Origin of the sequence: Aeromicrobium alkaliterrae, assembly GCF_039529015.1 — a bacterium.
In the GTDB taxonomy this organism is placed as follows: Bacteria; Actinomycetota; Actinomycetes; order Propionibacteriales; family Nocardioidaceae; genus Aeromicrobium; species Aeromicrobium alkaliterrae.
The window spans coordinates 1-23,198 of sequence record NZ_BAAAME010000011.1 but is presented as its reverse complement, the minus strand read 5'-3'; the positions used below and the strand labels follow the sequence as shown (position 1 = coordinate 23,198).

The window sequence follows — 23,198 nt, the reverse complement described above, 5'->3', positions numbered from 1 at the left end:
AGTCAAATCGTGCGACTAACCACCTCGATCTTGCACCACGAACCCCGTCCCGCGGGCTCGACACGCCGACTCCTCAGCGGCGCGACAACCCATTGATCACTGTGTCTCCATGGGTTCGAATCCACGCAGCAGGCTTCTTCGGGTCATCGAAGTACCGCACATCCAGAACATGGCGAGACGGTGACGCCTCATCGGAGACTGCCCGTCGAACGACATATGGCAGCACCGTCGACTCAGGCGCGAAGATCGTCACAGGGATGCCACGCGCAAGAGCCATGCCGAGCTCGATCCAAACAGAACTAGGGGGACCAACGGCCTCCGCGATGTCGCGAGGCAGATAGAGCACGAAGACTCGTGAGTTCATGATGTGGTCGACGTTCTCCTTGTAGGCAACGTCGTACGCGTCGAATTTGCTAGGCCGCTTCAGGCGCTCACCGGCGTAGTAGACGGTGTGATTCTTGCGCCGGAGCTCGTTGACGAGTTTCATCGCAAGCTTCTGATCACCCTCATAGTCGTCGCCAGCGGCTGACATGGGGGACGCGAGCATCACGTCGGTCGCCTTCGGCTCCGGACGTCGATGCAGCAGTGCGGCGAGATCCACGAGGGAGTGCGGACCTTGCGTGCCTCCGTGGGGCTCGAGGAACTCGTCCATCAGTTCCGCACGCTCGACCTTCAGTCGCGTGGTGCCCTTCAGCAGCTTCGAGAACGACCCCGGCGATGAGTACCCCATCACTTCTCCGGCTCGGAGCTGATTGCCAGCCTTCACTGCGGCGTGTTTCAACTCGAGAGAGATCTGCTTCTTGATCTGCTGCTCCGACCACAAGCTTGGATCGTCTGACCGCGACATCTGCGCAGGTTATCGCCACGGCCGAGGCCGAGTGAGCAGATCTCCCGATCTCGCGGAACTTCGCCGCCACCCGCAGAAGGCGCCGCCAGCGACGGACGAGAACGTGCGCGATGGCGAAGCATGCCCTCGCCGTCTCCTGTTGGCCGGCGGTCGCGTCAGTCAACGGGTCAGCTGGTCAGAGCGCTCGCGGCCGTTGGCGCGGCCGCGGCGGCCGGCCTTCTTGGGTGTCTTGCTCGACTGGGTCGCGTTCTTGACCGGTTCGGCGTTCGCGTTGGCCGCGCGACCTCGCCCCCGCGCCGTGACTGGGTCGACGCCGGCTGTTGTGGCGCGGTCGACCAGTTGGTCTCGTCGCGCCTGGCTGTCGTACGCCGCGGCGTCGGCCGAGGCGTCCAGGCTCGCGGCAGCGGCCTCATGGTCGCCGGCGTTGCTGGCGTGCCGGTCCGCGTCCTCGAGCGCGGCCAGCTCGGCCGGGGTGTCCGCCAGGATGCTGCCGGCGGCGACCTCGTCGACGACGCGGGCGCCGTCCTCGGCCCGAGCGTCGAAGCGCTGGCGGTCGGCCGCTTCCCGCAGCGACGCCTCGGTGTCGCTGGCGCTCACGCTCACACCCCACCGCTGCTCGATGCCGGCGCGGATGCGGTCGGCGTCACCACGGAAGGCGGGGTCGACCTCGGCCCACGCGTGCGCGGTCGACCAGGTCCTGGCCGCCTCCTCCGCCGAGGCCGCCTGCAGCCAGGCCGCGTCAGCCGCTCGCACCTGGCTCTGCGCGGTCGCGCGCTCGGCCTGCCAGCGGGCATCGGACTGGGCCCGTTCGAGCTCGGCCTCCTCGCGGCGTCGTTGCTGACGCTCCGCAAGCTCACGCGCCAGACGTGAGGCGGCCATGCTCGCGGCAACCATCGTCACGCGGATGGCCTTGTTGCCGACGTCGCCGCCGGGATCCTCTGTGGCGTCACTCATCGTCGATCCCCCGATCTCATCGTCCGTGGTCGCGTCCATCGCGGCCACGCTGCGCACGCTCACGGGCGCGCTGTAGCTCGTTCGGCAGCGCCGGTGCCGGCCGCTGTGCCTCGGTCGGTCGACCAACACCCGGGGTGACCCGGGCGCCCTGCTCGAGGCGCGTCGCGACCGTCTCGAGGTCGCGGCGCGCTGCGTCGTTCCACCGGCGGAGCTGGCGGGTTTGCCCGGTCCGGTCGGCCGCGATCGTGAGCGCCTTCGCCGTCACGATCAGCTGACGGACCACGAGAGCCTGACCCGCGCGTCCGCCGCTGCCGGCAGCGACCAGGGCCAGCGCCGTGCTGGCGGCCGACCGCGTCCGCACAGGGGTGCGGCGCTCGGGCATCTCGCGGCGGTGCAGCGCCGCGGCCCGTGCCAGCTGGTCTGACGCCACGGCCAGCTCGCCGGGCGTCTGCTCGGTGCGAAGACTCCACGCCGCCAGGACACCGGAGGCGTCATGTGCGGCCTCGGCCCACGCGGCGTGATCGCGAAGCGAGATCGACGTCAGGCTCTTGTTCAGATCGGCCAGCTCGGACGCGCAGCGGCGCAGGTCCTCACCGGTGACCTCGACCGGCTCAGCCTCGGCCCGCACGGTCGGTGCACCGCGCCAGGCGGCCGCCCATTCGTCGGCCGCGTCGATCGCGGCGTGCGCGTCGGCGCCGGTCAGGGCGCCGGTGTCTTTACCCCAACTGTCACGCAGCCGGGGGAGTGTGAGGTCTCGGCCGAGCTTGCCGGCCGCGCGCCACTCGGCACGCTCGCCGTGGGCGGGGCGCTCCGCGACGGAGAATCCCGCGACGACGTCGTGGCCACCGGCCGCGAACCGCGGCCGCACCCAGAGACCTTCGCGGCGCAGCCGGCGCACGAACTCGGCTTCGCTCTCCGACGCCGTGGCACACGCCCGGACGGTGCGTGCCATCCGCGCCGAAGGGGTCTCGGTGGTCTCGCCGGCCTCGACGGCGGCGAGCTCCCGCATGAGCTCCGGTCGTGCCGAGCGTCCGACCTCGCGTCCCTCGACGACCTCGAGCCCGTGCTTGACCTCGAGCTCGGCGGCCGCGGTCGACGCCCGCTTGTAGTCGCGGAACGTGTCGGCCTTGGTGCCGTCCTCACGGACCAGGTTGACCGCGATGTGAATGTGCGCGCCGCCGTTGATGCTCGGCCCGTGCTGGACCGCGACCCACCTACAGGGGGCCTTGCCGGAGGTCTCGGTGAACCCCATCGCGTCGACGAAGTCGTTGGCGATCGCGCCCCACTTCTCGTCGTCCAGATCCGGGTGTCCAGGAGCCAGCGAGAGGGAGCAGTGCCACACGTGCGCGTCGCGCCGCTCACCGGTCGGACGGAGTGTCCCGGCCTCCTCGTCGAAGCTCTTGACCGCCTGCGTGACACTCACCCCGAACTCCCGATTCGGGGCCTCCAGGTGCATGCCCAACCGGTACGCATCTGACGTGCTCAACTCGTCGGTGGAGTACCACGACATCAGCCCCGCGGAGCCCGCGACGAGGTGCGGGGTCTCGTGCTCGTTACGACGTCCCGGACCCGCCAGGTAGTGCATCAGACCCGACGCCTTACCGCCCCGGCTGATCTTCACAATCATGCGCCGGCCCGCCGGTTCAGCTCGACGAATTCCTCGAGCACCTGCTCGCACCGGAACCACACCGTGCGGGCCTCAGCGACCGCCGCGGTGAAGTCCGAAGGCACCTCGTGGACGGTGTTGGCCTTCTTCGCAATCTGGTTCATGTTGTCCGCCGTGCGTCCGATGATCCGCTGCACGGCCATCAGCTCGGCCGCCACCAGGCGCCGCTCAGCGACCTGGTCGGCACCCTCGATCGACTCCGTCAGCGCCGCTGACAGCAGCAGCTCCGGAGGGGTCATTCCACGTTCGCCGGCGAGCCGTTCGACCTCGGCTCGCTCCTCGGGCGTGACCCTCACGCCGATCGTCTTCGACCGCGCTCCACCGGCGATCCGCGAGCGCCGCTGGCGACCCACCGACGTGCCCTCCGCATCGTTCTCAGCCACCACCAACACCCCCGCTCTTTGCCCAGCGCAGCGCCCCCGAATGGGGTTCCGACACTCCCAGTGTCGCCGAAGGGGCCGGCGAAGTCGAGCCTCTGAGCCGCTTAAGTTTACTTAAGCACTATCTTGCTCCGCTTCGCCTACGGCGTTGAGGTCCGTGGCCGTCCTAGGGCGTGCCATTAGAGCGCCGACTGTGCCGGCATAGAGCAGAGCGCTTCGCGCCGGTGACTCCTGTCCGCCCGATGGGCGGTACACCCCCCGCTCCCGACGCCGGAATTCTGTCCCGATCTGAGGCCCTGGCAAGGGCAAGACGTGTCTCGTACCTCGACCCTTGCCAGGGCCTCAGATCGGAATTCTCGGCAGTTATCGGGAGCGGGAGGTGATGTGGTTCAGGGCCACAAGCACCCCGCCTCCGGTGACCACCTGGAGACGACCCGTCTCCGGAATCCGCCGATGAGGAGAACACCATGTTGAACACGATCACCTTCGAGGGGAACCTCGCCCAAGAGCCCGACCTCAGCTTCACCGCCCGACTCGGAACGCCCGTCGTTGAGCTCGTCGTCCTGGTCAACCGTCGCGTCCGAGACGACGCAGGGGAGTGGGTCGACGCGACCCCCACGCGCCACCGAGTGAAGGCCTACGGGCACCTAGCTGAGCACGCCGCGGAGCTGCCGAAGGGAGCAACCGTTGTCGTGGTCGGACGGGTCGAGACCGACCGTTGGGAGGACCGCGAGAGCGCTCAGACCAGGTACGCCGACCATGTCATCGCCGACGCGATCGGGGCGTCTCTGAGGTTCGCCACGGTGGCCGTCACGAAGGCTCCCGGCAAGCCGGCAGAGGACGACGCATGAGGGGTCTGCCGACCCTGCTGACGCCGGGTCAGGCTGCGGCGTGGCTCGGCATCGACGAGGACCGTCTGACGTCGTGGCGCGAGCACGACCAGGGGCCGACCTACGTCCGCATCACCGGCCGGACGATCCGCTACAAAGCGGCCGAGCTGGGGCGCTTCCGAGATCTCACCCGGCGCATCGGCTAATGAGGACTATCCCAGCTCAAGCATAAGTCGGGCCTTGTTGTGTCTGTCGATAGCGCGATACTGCGTAGATGAAGTGGTGGCAGACTCTCCTGCTGACCGTCGTACCCGTCTTGATCACGCTCATCGTCACGAACGTTGCCGAGTCTCGTCGGCGTCGTCAGGATGCCGACGAGCGAAGGCGCGACCGCGAAGCGCAGTCAGCACAGCGCCTAGAAGATCGCAAGGACGCCGAGCGCGCGATGTGGCGCGAGTCCCGCCGTGAGGTTCATCAAGAAGTTCTGAACTACACCCGCTGGGCGTGGATGCAGTTGGAGCACGTCTGGGCGCAATTCGTTCTCGCTCAATCAGGGCACGACGAAGAGTTCCCGACGATCACCCCCACTGTCCAGGCAGACCTCGACGAAGCGAGGGCGAAGGGTCAGTCTCTGAACGGCACAGGAACCAGGGTCGATGAATTAATCGTGGCCGTGCAGATCCATTGCTCCACTGAGGCGGTCAAGGCGATCCAGAAGTTCAGCTACGACTACACAGGTGCGCTTCGATCGATGTTCGAGTGCTACCAGGGCAACGGTCTCAAGAAAGTGAAGGGCGTTGCTTGGTACGATCTCTACCGCACTCAGGTCGACATCATCGAGCGGTTCGTAGACGACGTCTACCCCGAGATCGCAAGGCGCGACCTGCACCCCGAGACCTGATCAAGCGCGTCTTCTACGCCAGCGCCGGCGGGAAGAAACCGAAGAAGCGCGAGAAGAGGCGACCCCGGAGGGTGGGACTCCCGCTGACCCTCGCTCCGACCATCCGCGGCAGGGAACTCATCCTCGACCGGCTCGGGATGCCGCCGGGTGCCGCGGGTGATCTACCTGCCGAGCTCGGGCGGGCGCTGCGAAGACCTGGTGATGGGGCGCTGCTGATCGGTGCCGCCGATCGCAGGACCAGGTCCTCGACGAGGCTTCCGGGGAAACGCGGCCTCGCGCAGGTCGCGTCCTTGATCGGCCTGTTCGGCGACGTAGTCACCGAAGCCCGGCAGGGTGAACCGGAGCCGGCCACGACCGGCCTCCTCGATGATGCCCTTGTCAATCAGACGCTCCCTCGGCACCGACAGGTTGTCCGAGGACACGCCCATAGCGGTGGCGACGTCGCCTCGAGCGACGACCGGCTCACCGGTCGCAGCCATGGCCACGAGGAACTTCCGTTCCGCCGGCGCCGCGGCCTGCCACCGCGCCTCATACATCTCAACGACTTGAGCACGAACACCGACGAGGCCTGCCTCAACGTGCGCCTCGGTGATCGTGTCACCGCGCTCGGGGTCGGCAGCCTCCCACGCGTTGGCCGCGATGAGCTGGAGGAAGTAGGGGTTACCGCCAGCCTGCGAGGCGACGACGTCAACGGCGACTGGGTCCCAGCTGACGCCCAGCTCGGCGGCCGGTTCGAGCAGGAGCTCTCGAGACGGGTCGGGGTCGAGGGTCTGCAGCGGGACCCAGGTGCTGCGCTCGGCGAACGTGGCCGCCTTGGTCAACGTCCCGACCACCGACGGCAGCCCGGCGCCGACGACAGCGAGCGGGTTCTCCTCTGGCCGGCCGCCGAGGGACTGGACGGCGTTGAGCAAGATGCCGGTGTCGGTCTCGCGGCCGGCGTGCCACTCGTCGATGAAGACGACCAGACCGGCGCCGCCTGCGTCGCGAACGCGGTTGGCCGCTTCGTGGAGGTACTGCTGCACGGTGTCGACCACACCGCTGGCCTCGTCGGCGGCTGACTGTTCCGCCTCGAGCTGCGCGGAAAGCTTCAGGCCCGGCAGACCCAGCTCCGCTCCGAGCGTGCGCTTGCGGTTGGCCCACGTGCCCTCAGGCTCGCCCAGGTCGGTGCGAGCGATCCCGCGGCGAACAGCCGCGTCGAGATCGGGCAGGTAGGGGGTGCCCTTCGTACACGCGACCCAAGCGGTGACGAATCCCTGCGCCTCGGCCTCACGCTGCGCGTGACGCAGCAGCGACGTCTTCCCCAGCCCCCGAACGGCGTGGAACACCGTCGGCGGTCCAGCCATCTCGCCGTACGCTGCCGTCGGAGCCAAGAGCCGGCGAACCCGCCGCATCTCAGCCTCGCGACCAGCGAGGTACCGCGGGAGAGCACCAGGCGTGTAGGGCTGCAGATCCACCGTCGCCACCTCGTTATGGTTTGTTATGGAAGAGGCCTTCCATAACAAACCATAACGTCAGACGGTCAGAACTCACTGACGGCGAGGTGAGTAACCGGGGTGGACGGCCAGCCCTGGTCGCCCGCATAACGGCCGCAGCTGGTGCTCGGTCCGCGTCCCTAGAACGTGCACCTGGTGCTGGTGCAGTTGAACCGGTCGGACTGGACCGAGCTGCTTGCCGCCACCTTCGTCCCGTTCACTCGGACAGAGAATCCGTAGGCGTCGTAGAAGAGGTTCTTGCGCCCCGGCGGTGGCTTGTTGTGGCCGGCGCCGTACCGGCCCTCGGTGACCGAGTACGAGGCGCGCGCTGAGCCCGGACCGTACGTAGCCGGGAAATTGAAGATGTTGTTGTCAGGGCGGAGGTTGCCGACATGCTGCCGGAGGCGGAGCCGCCAGTTGAGGATGATCGGCTTCCCATTCTGCGAGAAATAGTTCATGGCGACGTCTGCGCTGCGTCCTGCGAGTGCGGTGTTGATGTTGAAGGTGATGTAGCCCGAAGACTGGTTCACACTCCAATAGAGCTTCCCCTCGATCCTCGAGTGGTATCCATCAATCACACGTGCGGGAAGGGTCGTCGCCTGCTGCAGGGGGTTGTACAGGGCCGGCACGGTCTCGGAAGCGTCGGGAGCGAAAGGTCCGTCAACCGAGCGTGGGAAGAAGAACGAAGCGACAGTGTCGCTGTACTCGGCCGGCTCGGCCCCGTCGGGGGTCTCGACCAGCTCTGTCGTCTCAGTTGAGCCGTCCGCGAGCGTTTCGGTGACTTCGCTCTCGAGGCAGAGCCACGGGTTCGCGATTGAGGGGTCTTCGGCCTCTTGGCGTGCGAAGTCGTCGCACGCCTCGCCTGCGACTTCGGGAATGTCGTCCGGAGCAATAAGGTTTTCCGGATCATCCTCGTATGTCGGCAGATCCTCGACCGAGGGCTCCTCCGCAGAGGCCGGCGGTTCGGTGGTGGTCGCCTCCTCGCCACTCGCGATCTGAGGGAGCGCAACCAGAACAGCAAAGGCGCTCAGCGAGGCGGCGATGGAGCGGTAGCGTGGGCTCATGGCTGAGGCTAACTCCGGGTTGACCGACTGCGGGCCGTTTCTCAAGATTCTTGGCCCGCTGCTAGGGGCGCAGTACGCATTCGCCCGTGGCGTGATCTCGGCGGATTTCCCCCAGGACCCTGCCGTCGAGGAGGCTTTCGTCTACCGAGGCCAGCCGCTGGAGTGGTCATCACGGAGCACGACCGGCGTCGCCGTCGAAACCAGCATGAGTGAATCGACGACCACGGCCGGCGACCACGTCGAGGTTGGCCCTCCTCAGCACATGGCCGGTACCTACTTCGGCAAGCTTCTACGCCCGAAGTACGCGTACATCTGGGGGCGACCCGGGGAGGACTGGCATCCGAGCGGCCGCGTCGACCGTGTCGGACTCAACTTCCGCGTGGAGCTGGTGAGTGACGAGGTCGCCCGCGGCGAAGGCTGGGCGATCGTCGACCACCAGGACTTTTTCCTCCACGAGTTGCACACCGACGACACGACATTCCGCATGCTCGAGATCCACTTCGAAGAAGCCTAAGCAGATCTGATCTTGCTCGGCTGCGCAGCAGTCCCGAGCAGACAGCCGACGTTCGAACGAGCGTTAGCGGTCGCAGGCTCCCCAGAGTCCAGCCTTCTGGTCTTGCGCGGTCTCACGTGCGTCTTGGTAGGCGTCGGTGCGGGTGAGGTCGTCGGCGTCTCGGTAGAGGTAGGCGTGCCCTTGCTCGACGAGCTCGAGGCCGACGTCGACCTGGTCGACCTCGACGTACCGCAGGAGGCGCCCGTACTGGTCGCGGTCATCGGCCATCGGGTCAGTCACGAGCTCGACCGTGACGCCGTCGCGCGAGAGTGCCAGCGCTAGCGCGTTAGTCGCTTCGGCCGCCCAGCACTCGGCCGGCTCCGAAAGCTCGGGGGTATCGATGCCGAGGATGCGGACCTTCTCGGAGTGGCCATTGGCCGTCGTGACCCACACCGTGTCTCCGTCGACGACCCGCTCGACCTGCACGACCTCCGACAGCGACGTCTCGGCGATCGGCTCTCGGGTGCCGCATCCTGCGACACCGATGAGCACGATGGCGGCCGCCACGGTGCGCGCGAGGTTCATGGGGTCATCCTGCCGCCGTCGAGGGTCCGGACGGCATCAGCTGGTGAGGGCGACTGACTCACGGTGGAACCTCCCGACGACCCCAGCACTAGCGCCGCGATCGATAAGGACCCGTCTCGTTCGGGTCTGACCGCACCGGGCCCAGGAGCCGGCGAGGCACCCAGGCGATGACATACGGCGGCTCGTCGCTCCGGCGCTCGTCGCGATCGACGACCCACCCCACCCGGGCAACCCAGTCGCGCCCTTCGTGCTTCCACTCGAGCACGAGTCGGCCGGAGACGGCCGGTTGGCTCGCGCCGGGCCGGAACTGACCTAACTGCGTCTCGGTTCGAACAGGTTTCGGTCGTAGTTTCGGTCGACACCGTGAGCGGGATACCGGCCGCGGTTGGCCGGGCCGAGCCGCTGTTCACAAACGACCGTTTCCGGGCTGACCGTGCATAGCCTGCACTGGGAACCGGGGTCTCTCAACGCCCTCGACCGCAACCGGCTTAGCCGAACTACATCTCGAGACAGCGGCAGTAGGGCCAATTCCACTGTCCTGATCTAGCGGGCTGCCCCGATCTCATGTGACGGTAGTCGTGAAAGTCTTAGTGTGAACATTCCCGTTCTCGGCCCACCTGGTGAGGACTCGTATGTCCGCGCGCCTAGCCATGGGGAAGCATGTCCAACTGCGACTTGATCCGTCGCTGAGATCACCGACGGTCACCCAACCGTCATCGTCTGACTCAGCGTCCAGGTGAACCGGACCGCCGTCGTCAACAAGCTCTACTTTGAAACAGAGATCCTCGGCATCGCCGTCGCCCGAGTTCTTGATAACCAGGTCCCTGACGATGTGGCGGTACTTCACCTTCCCTTTCTTGTCGATGCCCGATTGCTCCGTCTGGTGCTCGTGGGAAACGTCAAGCCTGGCACCAGCAGCTGCCACGGGAGCGGGAAGTGCATCGAATGCGTCGAGGTCGTACTCGAGTGCGTCGCGCACCTGGCGAGCGACATCGGCGGGGTCGGAGTACGTGCTGTAGAGACCCTCGAAAGCCTCCTTGAAGTCCTTCAGGGCGGCAAGGTCCTGCAAGTCTGCGTCGTGGGGCAGGTCAGCGGCAGAAAAATACACGTGCACGGGCTTGCCCAGCTCGTGTGCGCGCTTGATCTCCTCGACTGTCCCGGAGACGTCAACCCCAGTCGGAGTGCCGAGTTTGGTGCCGAAGACAGCTACCACAACGTCAGACCTGTCGACGCCCTGTCGGTTGATGATCGCTTGCGGGCGGTCGCCATAGATTGGAGTCGCGTGCAACTCGTACAACCACGGCGAGAGGATGAAACCGCGGCCCTGAGCGTTGCGGCCGTTCCACCTGGAGGTGTCAGTCAGGATCGCTGTGCGTTCGGCTTGGGTGTCCCCGGGCGAGGCGACGAGGACCTGAACGACGGTGGCGTGAAATGGCACACGCTCACGGTAGTGGACCTGTCCGCCGGCTTGAGGTCCTTCTGCAACTCTGGCTGACCACCGGCAGACGGATCGATGATCGAACGTCGCTGCCCTTAGTTCCTTTCGCTACGAAACTTCGATACCGGAATGCGCCGACCGCTTGCGGCTGTGGCCACTGCAGAGGGTACGGACACTGTTCAGGCCTGATCGAGCTGATCGTTCTGCAGGACCGAGGTGCCAGGCGGCAGAACTGGTTGAGGGGAAGCGAGACGGTGCGTCATGACTTGCTTCTTGAGTCCGTTTCGGAAGTGGACACTTTGAGCCCTTGGCGCTCCCCGACTCATGTTGGTTGAGGTGACGAAGTCAAGGAGGTTATCTGAGTCCTCCGTGGTGAGCTCTTGGCGGATGAGCGCCTGCTGGGCGAGTGTTGGGAGGAAGTTTGAGACGGCGTCAATCTCGCGATGACGTTCTCCGACCGCTAGTAGGAGTTCCGACCAGCCGTCGCTTTGGATGTCGAAAGCTAGTACGGACGCCAGCGTTGCCCGGCCCGGATGACGAAGGAACTCAGAGGTCTCCGACAGTTTGGATAGTGAGGGGCCAAGCTTCACCGACGAGAGATTGGAAGCCAGACCTCCGACGCCGATCCCCAAGGCGAAGAGACCGGGGAAACGTTTGACGAGGCTCGACCGCTTTTGGCCCTCGAGGCCGAGTTCGTCGGCGAGTCCTTCTGCAACCTCGAGAATGAAGTCCTTGTACTCCAGATCGGTCTCGACTAAGTGGACGAAGTTGGACCATGCAGTCAACAACTCCGTGAGCACTCGCCGCCGGATCGCCACCGTCTTCATGATCTCGGTGTCCCGCAAAACGCTAGACACAAGACTGAGGGTCACTGCCACTCGGGTGACGGGGCTGAAGTCTTCAAGCGGCGTCAGTGGGAAAGGCTCGACGTCGCGGTCAGACACTGTGTCGAGTTCGAACAGGTCGTCATCGTCCGAGTCCGCGGCCGCCACGGCTGACATCTGAGCCTTGACCGATTCAAGTGCAGCGTCCGACTCGGCATGCTTCCCTGAATGACTGGTCGCGAATACTCCGGTTTCGAACTCTGCCTCCACCTGGAGGCCGTCGAGGAGATCGGCGAGGTGAACCAGAAGTGTTTCGTCGTCTCTCTTCAGCGCTGCATAGTGCTGGAGGATGGGCGCGAAGAAGAGAGGATCAGCTCTCAGGTAGTCAAGGAAGTCTGGAGAGCGAACGGCGCGCTTCGCGGCGAATAGATGCAGGTAGCTACTTTGGGCGAAGGCGATTTCGGTGCCCCGGATGGCGATGAGACGCCTGCTCTCGAAGTCCTTGATCGTGTCAATGGGACTCTGCTCCCACTCGAGCTGGTTGAACTCGGTCTCAAGCGCGTCAACGACTTGCGCTTGCGCTACTGACCCTCGCCTGCTCCGCACGTAGAGCTCGGCGAGCGTCTCCACCACGTACGAGCGGTTCTCGGAGTCGAGGCCGAAGCGGGAGTCCTCGTCTGGGTTGCCGCGCCCCATCAGGATGTCGAGGTACGCATCAAGGAGGGCCGTTTGGGAGGTCGCGTTGAGGAGGTTTCCTCCTCGAAGAACCGCGACCATGATCATGGAGAAAGTGAAGGGCGTGGTCGGTAGGTGCTGTGACTGCGCGACCCGAATCGCCCTGTCCGCAAGATCGTGTGCATCCGGCGCTTCAGTCAGACCCGCGAGGAGTCGAACATCCTTCTTGCTCATTCGACCGATGAAGCGCTGAGCCGGGTCAAGACCTCGCTCCCGCATTGCTGGCACGAGATCGATGTCGCTGCTCGTGCGGCAGCCAACGATGAGCGGCCCTTGTGACCAGTTGCTCAGGTAGTTGAGCGTTCGAGCTAGCAACTTCGCCGGCAGGGCATCCAGGTTGTCGATCGCGAGGGCGATAGCCGGGAGGGGGGCCCTGTCACTGATCGAGTACCCACCGATCCGCAGCTCCTCGCGGAGAGCGTTGTCTAGCGCCTTCCTCCGTTGTGCGAGCGACCGCCCATCGACCACGAGTGGGATCAGAGAGGCGTCCCTCAAGTGATGCTGAGCGACGAACCACTGCAGTGCCGAGGTAAGGCCCGAGTTCTCATCGGCCGACAGCATCAGAAACGGGTGCTCCAACTGTTCAAAGTTGTTGCACCGCTTAGGCCTATCGAGCGGGTCGTGCGACTTTGCTGCCTGGACCCACTGCTCCTGATTGACGGGCAGAACAGCCGGCGGAACGAGGAAGTCGGTCAGCCGCTGTGCGGCGTTGGGGGTCTGAGGGGCGATGACCGACGCGCTCTCGACCGTATTCTCAAGGCTCGTGAGCAACTGCGAGGGAGTGAATGGTGCGTCGGTACCCGCGGTCGCTTCGAATTGCTCGAGGAACGGCGCAAGATCATCGTGACCAGGCCCATAGGGTACGGGGATGATCGCTTCACCGGCGTGCTCGCTCACCAGCTGACTTACTTCGTCGTCCCGGCAAAGGCGGTACTGCTTGACCGGTGTCCCAGCCAGCGTCTCAGCCACCCAATCGCGCAGCGAACTGAAGTTGGCATCGTCCATGCCGGCGCCGAATCCGATGTAGATCAGCGTGTTCGTGGCAGCCATGCCATGGCGCAGTGCCTCGATATACTTGTTCGCGAGCAGTAGCTGATAGCTAGGGCGTGACAGCACGATGGATTTTGGCTCACTGTGATGCCCGTGAAAGTGAACGATCGATCGCGACTGGCCAGCTAGAACCCGTTGAACTTGGGTCGGCATGGTCCACGTGACGTGGTCCCGACTACCAACGTTCTCCAACAATGAATCGTAGTTAGTCGTCACGATCGGACAGTTAAGGCCCAGGACCGACCTGATCACCCGATCGTCACTGACTTGCAAATAGCCAACACTCCGACCGAGCCACTCCTCGAACAAGGCGCCCTCTTGGCCTCCCATAGAATCGACCACCGCGGTCGAGACATCTAGTAGGTTCTCGGCACTCGCATCGCTCAGCATCGTTCGGCAGATCTCGGCCGTGTCAGCGTCCATCGCGTAGCGAGCCTCCGCGAAGTCCACCCCATTGGCCAATAAACCCGGCCAAGAGGCGTTCGCGTCGCCAGTCGCTGCAAGGCTCACACCCGCGCCAACCAGAACCACTACGCGCCCGGAGCGAAGATCCTGGGCCAACTGGTCTCTTGGCGTCATCTTTGTCAATCCTGTTCGTCGAACACTCACGGCGAACGTATCGTCACATGAGGCCACCTGCCGCAGGCATCGACGGAATTGGCGGAAGCTTGGCCGTGATTCTCTACTCTCACTCGAACTTTCGCCAGATCCTTTCGGGCCCGATAACACACCTTATGTCAATTAGCACGTATCTGCGACGGGCCCCAATCCCCCACAGCCTCCCAGCCGATCCACCGTCAGGCCGGCTTCAAGGCAGTGCGGCGGGTCGCGTAGACGGGGCTGCAGCGGTTCCCGTCGTGGACTGTTGAGTCGGGTGCGTTGTTTCGTTCGTAGACCAAGCGGCAAGCCAAGGATCGCACGTCGACGGCCGGGCCCCGTCTCACTTCGGCCAGTCAGTTGTGCTGAATGTCGAGCCTGCTCAGGCCGATCCACTCGGTCAGGTAGGTGGTAGCGACGGGCGTTCAGCCGCACGTCCAATGCCAGCTCACGAAAGTGCTGCTCTCCACGGCGGAGGTATGGCGTTTCGCGTTGGGCAAGGAGGCGATCGCGATGCGGGCACGCATGTCAATCATCAGTCGATCAGAGTTGGAGGGTCTCGCCACGCCTACGGGGCGGCTCAGGTGTCGCCGCTCTGGTCTTGGTCTCCGAGGACGCGCTTCCACTCCTGATCCCGCGCCGCCTGCTCCTCCGCCCGGTTCTTCAAGATGCGCTCGACGGCATCTTCTGAATAGCCGTCTGCCTCGATCTTTTCTCCGTCACGCTCGATGAGGAAGTGCTTGCCCTCGTTGCGCTTCACGACCGTCTTGATGACGGACGCGAGAGCGGCGAGTCCTCCTGCCCCTCCGAGCACGCGGACGGCCTCGATGTACAGCTCGGGACCTGCGGACATCTCGATGATTCCGCCGTGGGCGATGCCTTGCTCGTCGAGCGATGCAAGCACCTCATCGACAATTCCTGGAGACATTCGGAGGTTGAAGGTGTCGTCACCAGGATGCCCGAGGGTCACATACAGCTCAACAACGTCTTCAGTCATGCTGCACATCATGCCGCGCGCCGCCGTCTCTGACTATCGAAGCGAGAGATAGCGCGCTGGGGCGCAGACGAGGCTTCAGTCGGCTTGATCAGTCATGGCCTCGAAGTGTTGACGGTGACTGGCGATCTCGAACAGGCGCTCGAACACGTTGAGCCACTGCTCGTTGGAGCTGCCGGTGGGCGCGTAGTCGATAGCGTCGAGAAATGACGAGGCATGCGAGCCGTCGTGCGCCCATGAGATGAGCGCTTTGCAGATCAATCGATCGACGCCCTCGAAACTTGCGGGAAGGTCACCAAGCAGCGGGTCGCCGACAAACTGGAAGTAGGACTCGACGATTCTGCGCATCGCGTTCTGAAGCCCAGGAACGTCCTCTCCCGCTCGGGCACGCCGAACCTGTCGCCAGAGACCGTCGTAGACCGTCGACACGGGGTTTGTGTCGTGAGCGACGACAATGCTGCCGTTTGAACCGCGTTTGACGATCTCGAAGTAGCGAAGGTGCCGAGCCCCACCGCAAAGTTTCGATGCCTTGTACGTGAGCTCCTTGTGGAAGAAGACGTTGTGTGTCAAAACGAGCACTTGTTTGACGGCCGTAGTGCCATCGACAACACGTTTCAGCAGATTCCTCAGGTAGGTACTGACGAAGAACAGAGCCTCGCTGTCGAGACTCGAGATCGGGTCGTCAATCACCACGACGGCATTCTCCGAGCGGCCGCCCTCAGGGGGGACCCCCTCCAGTTCATGCGCGAAGTAGAGGAAGCTGATGAACGACCTCTCACCCTCGCTGAGGGTGTGCCCCACCACCTCTCCGGTATCACGAACGAGCTGATATCCATCGTCCAATTGGTCTGATGGATTCAGCCGGAAACTTGTGAATCCAACGGCACCCAGCATTTCGTTGATCTGATCAAGTACCGGCTCGCTCGACACCGCCTCTCGAGCGAGCTCCCTTAGCCGTTCATCGATCTCGAGCAGCTCGAGACTCTTGCGCTCCTCGCTCGCTTCCATCCCGGCGATGGCTCTCTCGAGCGGCTCACGAGCGACGTCGTAGAGGTCGAGTTCACCTGAAAGGCGATCTTGAATCAGGAACGCCCATACGTCAGCGCGAAGTTCTTCAAGGGCCAGCGCCTTATTCGCGAGCAGCTCACGCCGGGCCTCGATCGCGGATTGAGCACCCACATGCTCGGCAACCAAGCGAGCCACGACATCGCGAGAGGCGGGCAGTTCAACGACCGCCGCTGGGCTCTCAAGCTTCCTCGCCAGACCAGCGCGCATCTGCCGCACGAGAGCTCCGCAGTCTCGAACGAGATCTGACTGGCTCGAGATCTCGCAGAGCGTTGAATCCAATCTGACCAGGTCCGCGACCACCGACTCGAGCTGGACGAGGAACTCTTCGACTTCGCCGGCGAAGGCACGAATAGCGGCGATATCTTCTTCGAAGCCACGGTCAAAATACTCAGCCAACTGGTCGGCGAATCCTTCCGGAAGCTCTTGCTGGCAGAACGGACAGACACCCTCAGTGTGGTCCAAGTGGCTCTGGCCTTCGGCTACCCAATCACTGTTGTTAAGCCGTTCAATCAGCGCAGCGACGGGCGCGTCCTTCCGGCCGAGCACGGGCTTTGACATAAGTTCGCTAACCGGCCCGGACCCGCGCTCCAACTCTGGCGGAAGCGGACTGAGACTGGCCTCCTGGCCAGCGTGCTGCTGCAGTACGTCGAGTCGCGAGACGAGCCCCGGGAGCTCGTCCACCTCCAACTCGCCGATCTCACGGTCGCCATCGCCCTGATCACGGCTATCGGAAAGCTCCTCCCGAACTCGCAGCACCTCGGCCACGAATGTTGATCGACTGGCGTTGTACTTGGCGAACATCTCCTTGAACGTCGGGAGCAACTTGTCTTTCGCCGCCCAGGCTGCATCCGCGAGCGTCTCTCGGACGTTGCTGAGTTCACCACGTTTGCCCGCTCGCGACTTCTTGTCTTGCGCTTCGGGACCGAGTTGATTCTGAAGACTAATGATCTGTTCGTGGAGGTCTTTCCGCTGCGACGCGAGGCGCTCGCGTTCGATCATTGCCTCAGCACGTCCCTCACCCAGGACAAAGACCCCAGGCAAGTCCTGATCCTCCTGAAAGGTTTTCGCGACGTAGTCACGGTTGAAGACCCAGACACTCAGGCGATCGCTGTCGACCCAACTGGCTGCCTCGGGGGCGACCTTAAGCGCATCGAACTTGCGAGAGATTGAGGTCTTTCCTGACCCATTGGGTCCGAAAACGAAGTTGATCCGCCCGAGCTGCCCAAACGGTGCTGGCGACGGGCCGAAAGCCGGCAGCCCGTTCAGATCCAAGGTGTCGATCATGAATGTCCCCTGATCTACTGCAAAGTCGCGGGTGGCTCGACCTTCGCCGAGCTATCCCCATCCAACGACATCGAGGGGCCAACCGCTCCGATTTCGCCATCTCCATAGGCCCCACGACGGGAAAGCCCGCTCCTGGCACGCGCAGCACTCGGGTGGGATAGTCGGGCATGGAGATCGAGGTCGACACGTTCGTGTTCGACGACGCCGCGGGCGCCTTGCTCGAGGCGGACGGGTTCGCCACTCCCCCGCTCCTGTCGGCTTCCGACGCTGACCGTGTCGCGGCAACCCGGTTGGCGGCGGGATGGACCTACCTGACGACAGCGCGCGACGACGACCGTCAGGTGGTGTGGAACGTGTGGTCTCGCTCGAGAAGAGTCGGCGCTGACTAGCGTTCGCAGCTTGGGTCAGGCGACTTCGTCGACGGTGACTTCGGTTCGGCGCTGGCGTCTGGCGTCAGGGGCCGTCCTGCTCGGTGGCCAAAAGCACTGCGGGCACGCTCAGCGCCCTCTTGTGTTTCGGTGCTAGCAGCTGGGCCGATAACAATCTTGTCGAACATCCGATGCAGTGGCTGGAGGTCGAACGCTTCTGCTCCGGCTCGGCTAGCGGCGTCGTTCTCCTCGCCGCTGACTTGTCTCCAGTCCAGTTCCCAGCCGGCGTGGTGCGCTATGCGGCTGATGAGGACACGCTGCGTGCGGCCGTTGCCTTCCCGGAAGGGGTGCATGTAGTTGAACTGGTCGTAGTAGTGGCTAATTCGGCCGATGAAGGCATCGCGGTCAAGTCCGAGGAGCATCTTCTCGTCAGCAAGTTCGCCTTGGATGTAACTGCTTGCGAGCTCAATCTTGGAGACGGCGAGGAACGGCTGGGCGTCGGCGCCGGGTTTGCGGATATCGACGGTTCTGATGTCGCCCGCCCAGTCGTAGACGTCCTGGAACAGGGTCCGATGGATCTCGCGAATCTCGTCCAGGTCGCCGCGCGGAGCAGACACCCCTTCGGACATCAGTTTGGTGAGCCGCAGAAACACCAGATCGCCCTCGGCTTGATCGAGGGCGATCTGGTCGGTGGCGCCGAGCTTGTTGCGCAGGATCCCTGTCGCAGGATCGAGGTACGGGTCGACGAACTCAGTCGAGGCCATAGCGGCGGCGTGCGCGGTCAATCAACTCGTCGGTGGTGAATTCCCCGGCGACGTACTTGGCGGCGTCCGCCTTCGTGGTGGTGGTGACCGTGAGGCCTTCCATCTTCCCGCTGTGCTCGGCCTCGGCGACGAGGCGCGAACGACCAGTTTCAGTGTGCTGAGTCATGGTGTCCTCCTATCTCGATTCTACCGCATTTGTCCTGATATTCGTGGCCTAGAACGGGGGAACCGTCGCGACGGCTCCCCCGTCCGGCGCATCAGATGCTGCGGCCGATGGCGTCGGCCAGGATGACCGACTTGTAGCGGTTCTGACCGCTGTCGCGGTCCTCCCACGTCTCGGTGACGATCGAGCCGACGATGACGACCTTGTCGCCCTTCTCGAGGTCGGCGGCGGCGGAACCGAGGGTCCGGAACGCCTTGACGGTGTACCGGGTGGTGTCGGTGTTCTCCCACTCCCCCGCGTCGTCTCGGCCGCGTCGGTTCGTCAGCACGACGAACTCGGTCAGTGCCTCCAGGGCGGTCGGGTCCTGGGCCAGTCGGCCTTCGATGGTGATGGTGCTGGTGAACATGGCTTCTCCTAGGTGTTCTGCCACTCGTCGAGGTCCTCGACGAGGTAGCGGGTGATGGTCTTCGTGATGGGGACGTAGTTGGGGCCGGTGCCCTGCTGGTGGCGTTCGGCCAGCGCTTCGGCGGTGATGCCGAGGTAGTCGGCCGCTTCCTTGGGAGTGAGTAGTTCGCGTGGCTTCACGTGGTCTCCTGCAGGAGGTCTCGGGCGGCGGTGATCTTCTGGGCGGCGACGGCCAGCGCGTCGATGGCGAGGTCTCGGTGCCCGACCTGGGCGGCGAAGCCTGCGTTTCCGATCTCGGATCGGACGTCGTTCATCAGGTCCTCGATCACGCCTGCGTCGGTGGTCTGAGTGGTCACAGTGGTTGCTCCTTCTGGGGTGTCCGGATGCCGGGCGGCGGGCTTGCTGCCTGCCGCTTAGGCCGATCTCGGCACCGCCGTCAGAGGCTCCGGGTCAAGGTCGAGTGCCCGCGGGCGCGGAGAAGGTGTGAGGAAATAAGCGAGCTCGCGAGCGCCGATCGACTTGTCCGCGGGCGGGGGCCGTAGAGCGGCCTTGACGTGGAGAGAGGCGGTGCTAGGCCAGGACACCCCTTCGGGGTGATGAGCTCTGTCCGGCCGTCAGGCCGGCCCGTTGCCACGGCCGAGAGGCCGTGGAGTTTCTTGGTCGGGCCTCCGTGCCCGACCCCAGCTGAGCCGCCCTCCGTGGCGGCGCGGGTGCAGTGCGGTGTCACGTCGAGTTCACTCCCCCGGTGCCCGGTCCTTGGCCGCCGAGCCAACACGGTTCGAGCCGACTCCGTTGGCCCTTCCCTGGGACCGGGCACCGTTCGGCCGGAGAGTTGTCACCTGAGTCACAACTTTTCTCCGGCCGAACGGCCGCCGTGGCTACTGGACCATCTCGAACCAGCGGGCCGGGCTCATGCCGGCGTCGATCGCCGTGAGGGCGATCTTCGCGAGGCTCTGCTCGGGGTCATGCTTGAGCGCGATGTCGGCGAGATCGCGGCCACGGGCGCCGTCGCCGCTGAGGTAGGTCGCCATCGCGGCCATGGCGTAGAGGCCGGCGACGTCGCGGCGGTGCGTCAGAAGCGCCACGGCGGTCCACGTGGCCGCGTGACGCCCGGCGGTCTCCGCCGTGGCCTCGCCCCAGAGGTAGTCCCGCACTCCGATGTTGCGGACCGCGCGAGTGAACGCGACTCGTGCCTCGTCGGTCAGATCGTGGGTCCCGGCCAGCACGGCCAAGCACAAAGCAGTGTCGGCCTCCCCTTCGGGCACGTATGCGTTGGCGTAGGTCGGCGTGAGGCTCGCGGCCAGCGCCGCTCGCGAGGCCTCGACGTTCTGCCCGGCGGCGACGGCCGCGACGGTCGCGGTGCTGTGTGCCGGGTCCTCGTACGGCCACACGTTCCCGGTCCCCCACTCGGTGAACACGCCCAGGTGCGCGACGCCGGCGACGATCACGGGCTCACTGAGCGCGTCCAGGACGGCGGCGAGGTCGCTCATGCCCTGGTCGAGGTCGTCGGCCAGGACGATGACGATGACCGCTCCCCCGCTCCCGACGTGGCGCGAAACGTGCCCGGCGATCGTGTCGGCCATCTCGGCGCGCTGGTGCGGTTCGCGCCGGTCGATGCGCAAGCGGAATCCGATGCGGCGACCGTTCGCCATGGTGGTCAGGACGGCGACGGAGTCCGTGGGAACGAACCCGAACAGGGCGGGCAGCGCCTCGACCAGGCCCCCGGGGGTGTTGGTGGTGTGGACGCCGTTCATCGGGTCGCTCCCTCGGTGGCGAGGGTGGTCATGTGCTCGAGCGCGGCGACGGCGTCCCAGCGCTCGGCCTCGGTCAGGTGCCAGGGCAGATCATCAGTCGCGATACGCAGTTGCCTCAAGGCGGGCTCGCGGTCGTGGCTTTGGTGTAGGCGGCGTGGGCTCGGGTGGAGATCTCGTCGGCGGTCATGGGGTGCTCCTTCGCGTGGGTCCGTGTGCCGGGCGGCTGGCTGTTCTTCCTGCCTGCCGCTTAGGCCGCTCCCGGCATCGCCGTAAGAGGCTCCGGGTCAAGGACGCGTGCCTGCGAAGTGGAGAAGTTGCGAGGAAATCAGCGAGCTTGCGAGCGCCGAGTCACTTGTTCGGCGCAGCTGGCCGAAGAGCGTCCTTGACGTGGAGAGAGGCGGTGCTAGGCCAGGACCCCCGCCAGGGGGTGACAGAGCCCGGCCGAAGGCCGGTCCGATCCCTCGCGCGTAGCGGCGCGGGACCCGTTCTGGGGGAACAGAAGGCCCCCGACCTGGCGGGGTCGGGGGCCTTCTAGGCACATTCCCGAGGACTACTCCCCCGGAATGGTTTGCTTCCGTTAGTGGACCATTTTGGTCAGGACTCGCCGTTGCGGCGCCGCTCGTCCAGACCGCGCGCGAACGTGAACGTCACGTACAGCAGCACAAGCGAAATCACAATGATGAGCGCGCGAATCAGCCAGAAGCCCGCCCCGTCTTCAACGGGCTCCGCGACGATGGAAAGCGCGATGATGAGGGCTAGCAGTGCGCAACCCACAGTGAGAAACCGCCGGCGCGACCAGCTACGCGCGTTCAAAATGGGTCCTGTCCTGATGTTTCGTTGGAGGCATCGGTTGCAACTGCGGCCGCTGAACCTACCTGCTCCTTCGGCGATCCAGCCACACAAAGAACACCTGGGCGACAACGCCTCCGACTGCGAATGGGAGGAGAACCATCGCCCTGCTCGTATCTCCCATCGCGAAGAAGACCACGACGAAGCCGACGAGCGCGATGAGCCCGACGATGAACAGACCTCGGTAAAATCTCTCCATACCACTGCCTTCTCTAGAGGTTCTTTTCAACGTACTTCGACGCAAGGTCTCCCGCGACCCCGCCGACCGTGCCGCAGATCGGTACGGCTGCTACTCCGACGCCAGTAGCCGATGCTGCAGCTGAGCACCCGGCACCTACTCCGCCGCCGACAACGAGACCCGTGGCCTTTGCGGCGGCCTTCTTCCACCGGCGCTTGTACAGGTTGTAACCCACCTCTGCGACGCCGATCACCTGCCCCGCCTTGCCGAGTGCGCCGTCCGCCTTCTTGACGAACTTCTTGAAGCGGTCAACGGCGCTGTATCCGCTCGGATCGGCCTGATTGATCGGATCGCCACCTGCGTAGTTGTAGGCGGTCATAGTCCGAGGGTCACCCAGGTTGCCCTCCATGGCATCGGGCTGCGTGAAGTGCCCGGTGGTGCTGTAGTAACGGGCCCCGAGCTTGTACAGCCCCGGGTCGCCCGAGGCGGTGGTCTCCTGCCATTGCCCGACCCAGCGGAACGGGTTGTACTGACTAACTCCCGGGCCGAGGGTCGTCTTGCCATACGGCGAGTAGGTGTAAGAGCCGACGTTGTAGCCAAACGGGTCGACCAGGAACGCGACGCTCCCATCTTGCTCGGTGATGAAGTAGGACTGCGTCCCGTACGTAGGTCGAGACGTCAACGGGGTCCCGTCTGGGAGCCTGCTGATGTAGACGGTCTGGCCGCCTTCCTTGAAGGCGGTGATCCCGAGTGGTCCGTTGATCAGAAGTGTGGTGGCGGACTTGGTGCGCAGGTCGTTGCCCTGATCGAGGTAGGTCTGCGTCTTCCCGCCGACGGCGGTGACTTGCGAGTCGTCGTTGTATGTCAGCGGTGCGCCTGTCGTGCCGAGGTTGTTTCCGGCTGCGTCGCTGGTGAACGGCGTCGACCCGGCCGGACCTGCGGCGCAGGTGAGTGACAGCTTCTGAGCGGTCGTGCCAGCCGTGCCGCCCTGCCAACAGAGCTCTCCGGCTTTGTCGTAGCCGTAGTGGGTCGTAGTCGTGTCGATCTTCTCGGAGAGGATGTTGCCGACGTTGTCGTAGGTGTAGGTGTAGTCCGGCCCTGCAGTGTCGGTCGCGCTCATGAGCCGCTGCTGGCTGTAGGAGTACGTCGTGGTGCCGGCGGTCACGAACGAGGACGTGACTTGCCGGGACTGCTGCTGAGGGGTGTCGACGACGATGCTCGTGCCAGGGATTGTCTTGGTGTACTTGTAGTCCCACTTGGCGACCAGGCTGGCGTTGTCGCGGGTCTTCCACGTCATGAGTTCCGGCTGACCGGCGTTGGTGTAGTCGTAGTCGAGTCTCGTACCGGGATAGCCGGCTTGTTCGGGGAACGTGATCGTCTTGGTGCGACCGTCGTCATCGGATGCGATCTGCGTGAAGCCGAAAGCGTTCTGGACGAGGTTGGGACGGTTGGCGTCGTCGTAGGCGTAGTTCGTGACATCGGCGGGCTGTCCCGAGACGATCTGGTGGTAGCTGATCAGGTTGTCGACGGCGTCG

25 protein-coding genes are annotated in these 23,198 nt (G+C 64.8%); 5 read left to right on the top strand and 20 right to left on the bottom strand.

Annotation, left to right across the window (positions count from 1 at the left end):
- Positions 1-73: 73 nt before the first annotated feature.
- The 4 genes from ABD127_RS18665 to ABD127_RS18650 form a co-directional block, all read right to left on the bottom strand.
- The gene (locus tag ABD127_RS18665) at positions 74-847 is read right to left on the bottom strand and encodes a hypothetical protein (RefSeq protein ID WP_344204325.1); all 774 of its coding nucleotides are present in this window, start codon (positions 845-847) and stop codon (positions 74-76) included.
- A gap of 159 nt (positions 848-1,006) precedes the next feature.
- Complete coding sequence (locus ABD127_RS18660) at positions 1,007-1,801, bottom strand: hypothetical protein (protein WP_344204323.1); 795 nt, start codon at positions 1,799-1,801, stop codon at positions 1,007-1,009.
- Between the two features lie 16 nt (positions 1,802-1,817).
- Positions 1,818-3,224 carry a relaxase/mobilization nuclease domain-containing protein gene (locus ABD127_RS18655; protein ID WP_344204320.1) on the bottom strand — a complete coding sequence of 469 codons (1,407 nt, stop codon included), beginning with the start codon at positions 3,222-3,224 and terminating at the stop codon, positions 1,818-1,820.
- A 200-nt stretch (positions 3,225-3,424) separates the two neighbouring features.
- The gene (locus tag ABD127_RS18650) at positions 3,425-3,850 is read right to left on the bottom strand and encodes a plasmid mobilization protein (RefSeq protein WP_344204317.1); all 426 of its coding nucleotides are present in this window, start codon (positions 3,848-3,850) and stop codon (positions 3,425-3,427) included.
- A 464-nt stretch (positions 3,851-4,314) separates the two neighbouring features.
- On the opposite strand from ABD127_RS18650, the gene ABD127_RS18645 reads away from it, so the two are divergent.
- The 3 genes from ABD127_RS18645 to ABD127_RS18635 all read left to right on the top strand — a co-directional run bounded on the left by ABD127_RS18645 (position 4,315) and on the right by ABD127_RS18635 (position 5,578).
- Entirely contained in the window at positions 4,315-4,698 is a 384-nt protein-coding gene (locus ABD127_RS18645; RefSeq protein WP_344204314.1) for a single-stranded DNA-binding protein, read from the top strand.
- Positions 4,695-4,883, top strand: a complete 189-nt coding sequence (locus ABD127_RS18640) for a hypothetical protein (protein ID WP_344204311.1) — start codon at positions 4,695-4,697, stop codon at positions 4,881-4,883. The genes ABD127_RS18645 and ABD127_RS18640 overlap by 4 nt, the downstream gene beginning before the upstream one ends.
- Positions 4,884-4,951: 68 nt before the next feature.
- Positions 4,952-5,578 (top strand): hypothetical protein, encoded by a 627-nt coding sequence (locus ABD127_RS18635; protein WP_344204308.1) that lies wholly within the window; start codon positions 4,952-4,954, stop codon positions 5,576-5,578.
- 161 nt (positions 5,579-5,739) lie between these two features.
- On the opposite strand, the gene ABD127_RS18630 is transcribed toward ABD127_RS18635, so the two are convergent.
- Positions 5,740-7,080, bottom strand: coding sequence for an AAA family ATPase (locus ABD127_RS18630; RefSeq protein ID WP_344204306.1), 1,341 nt, complete (start codon positions 7,078-7,080; stop codon positions 5,740-5,742).
- A gap of 110 nt (positions 7,081-7,190) precedes the next feature.
- On the bottom strand, positions 7,191-8,114 hold the full coding sequence (locus ABD127_RS18625) for a hypothetical protein (protein WP_344204304.1): 924 nt from the start codon (positions 8,112-8,114) through the stop codon (positions 7,191-7,193).
- Between ABD127_RS18625 and ABD127_RS18620 the strand changes: the two genes are divergently transcribed.
- Positions 8,113-8,628, top strand: a complete 516-nt coding sequence (locus tag ABD127_RS18620; RefSeq protein ID WP_344204302.1) for a hypothetical protein — start codon at positions 8,113-8,115, stop codon at positions 8,626-8,628. The genes ABD127_RS18625 and ABD127_RS18620 overlap by 2 nt on opposite strands.
- A 63-nt stretch (positions 8,629-8,691) precedes the next feature.
- Here the strand turns inward: ABD127_RS18620 and ABD127_RS18615 are convergent, their stop codons facing one another.
- From ABD127_RS18615 to ABD127_RS18595, 5 genes are all read right to left on the bottom strand, one after another.
- Entirely contained in the window at positions 8,692-9,192 is a 501-nt protein-coding gene (locus ABD127_RS18615; RefSeq protein ID WP_344204300.1) for a thermonuclease family protein, read from the bottom strand.
- Positions 9,193-9,754: 562 nt separating this feature from the next.
- Entirely contained in the window at positions 9,755-10,630 is an 876-nt protein-coding gene (locus tag ABD127_RS18610; RefSeq protein ID WP_344204298.1) for a hypothetical protein, read from the bottom strand.
- Between the two features lie 179 nt (positions 10,631-10,809).
- On the bottom strand, positions 10,810-13,818 hold the full coding sequence (locus tag ABD127_RS18605) for an SIR2 family protein (protein WP_344204296.1): 3,009 nt from the start codon (positions 13,816-13,818) through the stop codon (positions 10,810-10,812).
- 598 nt (positions 13,819-14,416) lie between these two features.
- A complete protein-coding gene (locus ABD127_RS18600) occupies positions 14,417-14,833 on the bottom strand; it encodes a hypothetical protein (protein ID WP_344204294.1) in 417 nt (138 codons plus the stop codon).
- Between the two features lie 75 nt (positions 14,834-14,908).
- A complete protein-coding gene (locus ABD127_RS18595) occupies positions 14,909-17,182 on the bottom strand; it encodes an AAA family ATPase (RefSeq protein ID WP_344204292.1) in 2,274 nt (757 codons plus the stop codon).
- A 167-nt stretch (positions 17,183-17,349) separates the two neighbouring features.
- Between ABD127_RS18595 and ABD127_RS18590 the strand changes: the two genes are divergently transcribed.
- A complete protein-coding gene (locus ABD127_RS18590; RefSeq protein WP_344204290.1) occupies positions 17,350-17,571 on the top strand; it encodes a hypothetical protein in 222 nt (73 codons plus the stop codon).
- On the opposite strand, the gene ABD127_RS18585 is transcribed toward ABD127_RS18590, so the two are convergent.
- The 9 genes from ABD127_RS18585 to ABD127_RS18545 form a co-directional block, all read right to left on the bottom strand.
- Positions 17,568-18,314: a Fic/DOC family protein gene (locus ABD127_RS18585; protein WP_344204288.1), complete on the bottom strand. Its 747-nt coding sequence runs from the start codon at positions 18,312-18,314 to the stop codon at positions 17,568-17,570. The genes ABD127_RS18590 and ABD127_RS18585 overlap by 4 nt on opposite strands.
- Positions 18,301-18,480, bottom strand: a complete 180-nt coding sequence (locus ABD127_RS18580; RefSeq protein ID WP_344204285.1) for an antitoxin VbhA family protein — start codon at positions 18,478-18,480, stop codon at positions 18,301-18,303. The genes ABD127_RS18585 and ABD127_RS18580 overlap by 14 nt, the downstream gene beginning before the upstream one ends.
- 91 nt (positions 18,481-18,571) lie before the next feature.
- The gene (locus ABD127_RS18575; RefSeq protein WP_344204282.1) at positions 18,572-18,883 is read right to left on the bottom strand and encodes a single-stranded DNA-binding protein; all 312 of its coding nucleotides are present in this window, start codon (positions 18,881-18,883) and stop codon (positions 18,572-18,574) included.
- A gap of 8 nt (positions 18,884-18,891) precedes the next feature.
- Entirely contained in the window at positions 18,892-19,062 is a 171-nt protein-coding gene (locus ABD127_RS18570) for a helix-turn-helix transcriptional regulator (protein WP_344204279.1), read from the bottom strand.
- Positions 19,059-19,238: a hypothetical protein gene (locus ABD127_RS18565; RefSeq protein WP_344204277.1), complete on the bottom strand. Its 180-nt coding sequence runs from the start codon at positions 19,236-19,238 to the stop codon at positions 19,059-19,061. The genes ABD127_RS18570 and ABD127_RS18565 overlap by 4 nt, the downstream gene beginning before the upstream one ends.
- Positions 19,239-19,760: 522 nt before the next feature.
- A complete protein-coding gene (locus tag ABD127_RS18560; RefSeq protein WP_344204275.1) occupies positions 19,761-20,636 on the bottom strand; it encodes a DUF4192 family protein in 876 nt (291 codons plus the stop codon).
- Positions 20,633-20,755 carry a hypothetical protein gene (locus ABD127_RS18555; protein ID WP_344204274.1) on the bottom strand — a complete coding sequence of 41 codons (123 nt, stop codon included), beginning with the start codon at positions 20,753-20,755 and terminating at the stop codon, positions 20,633-20,635. Before ABD127_RS18555 ends, ABD127_RS18560 begins: the two co-directional genes overlap by 4 nt.
- Positions 20,756-21,230: 475 nt before the next feature.
- Positions 21,231-21,449 (bottom strand): hypothetical protein, encoded by a 219-nt coding sequence (locus ABD127_RS18550; RefSeq protein ID WP_344204272.1) that lies wholly within the window; start codon positions 21,447-21,449, stop codon positions 21,231-21,233.
- Positions 21,450-21,697: 248 nt separating this feature from the next.
- Positions 21,698-23,198: RHS repeat-associated core domain-containing protein (locus tag ABD127_RS18545; RefSeq protein WP_344204269.1), on the bottom strand; the 1,501-nt coding region annotated here is incomplete at its 5' end.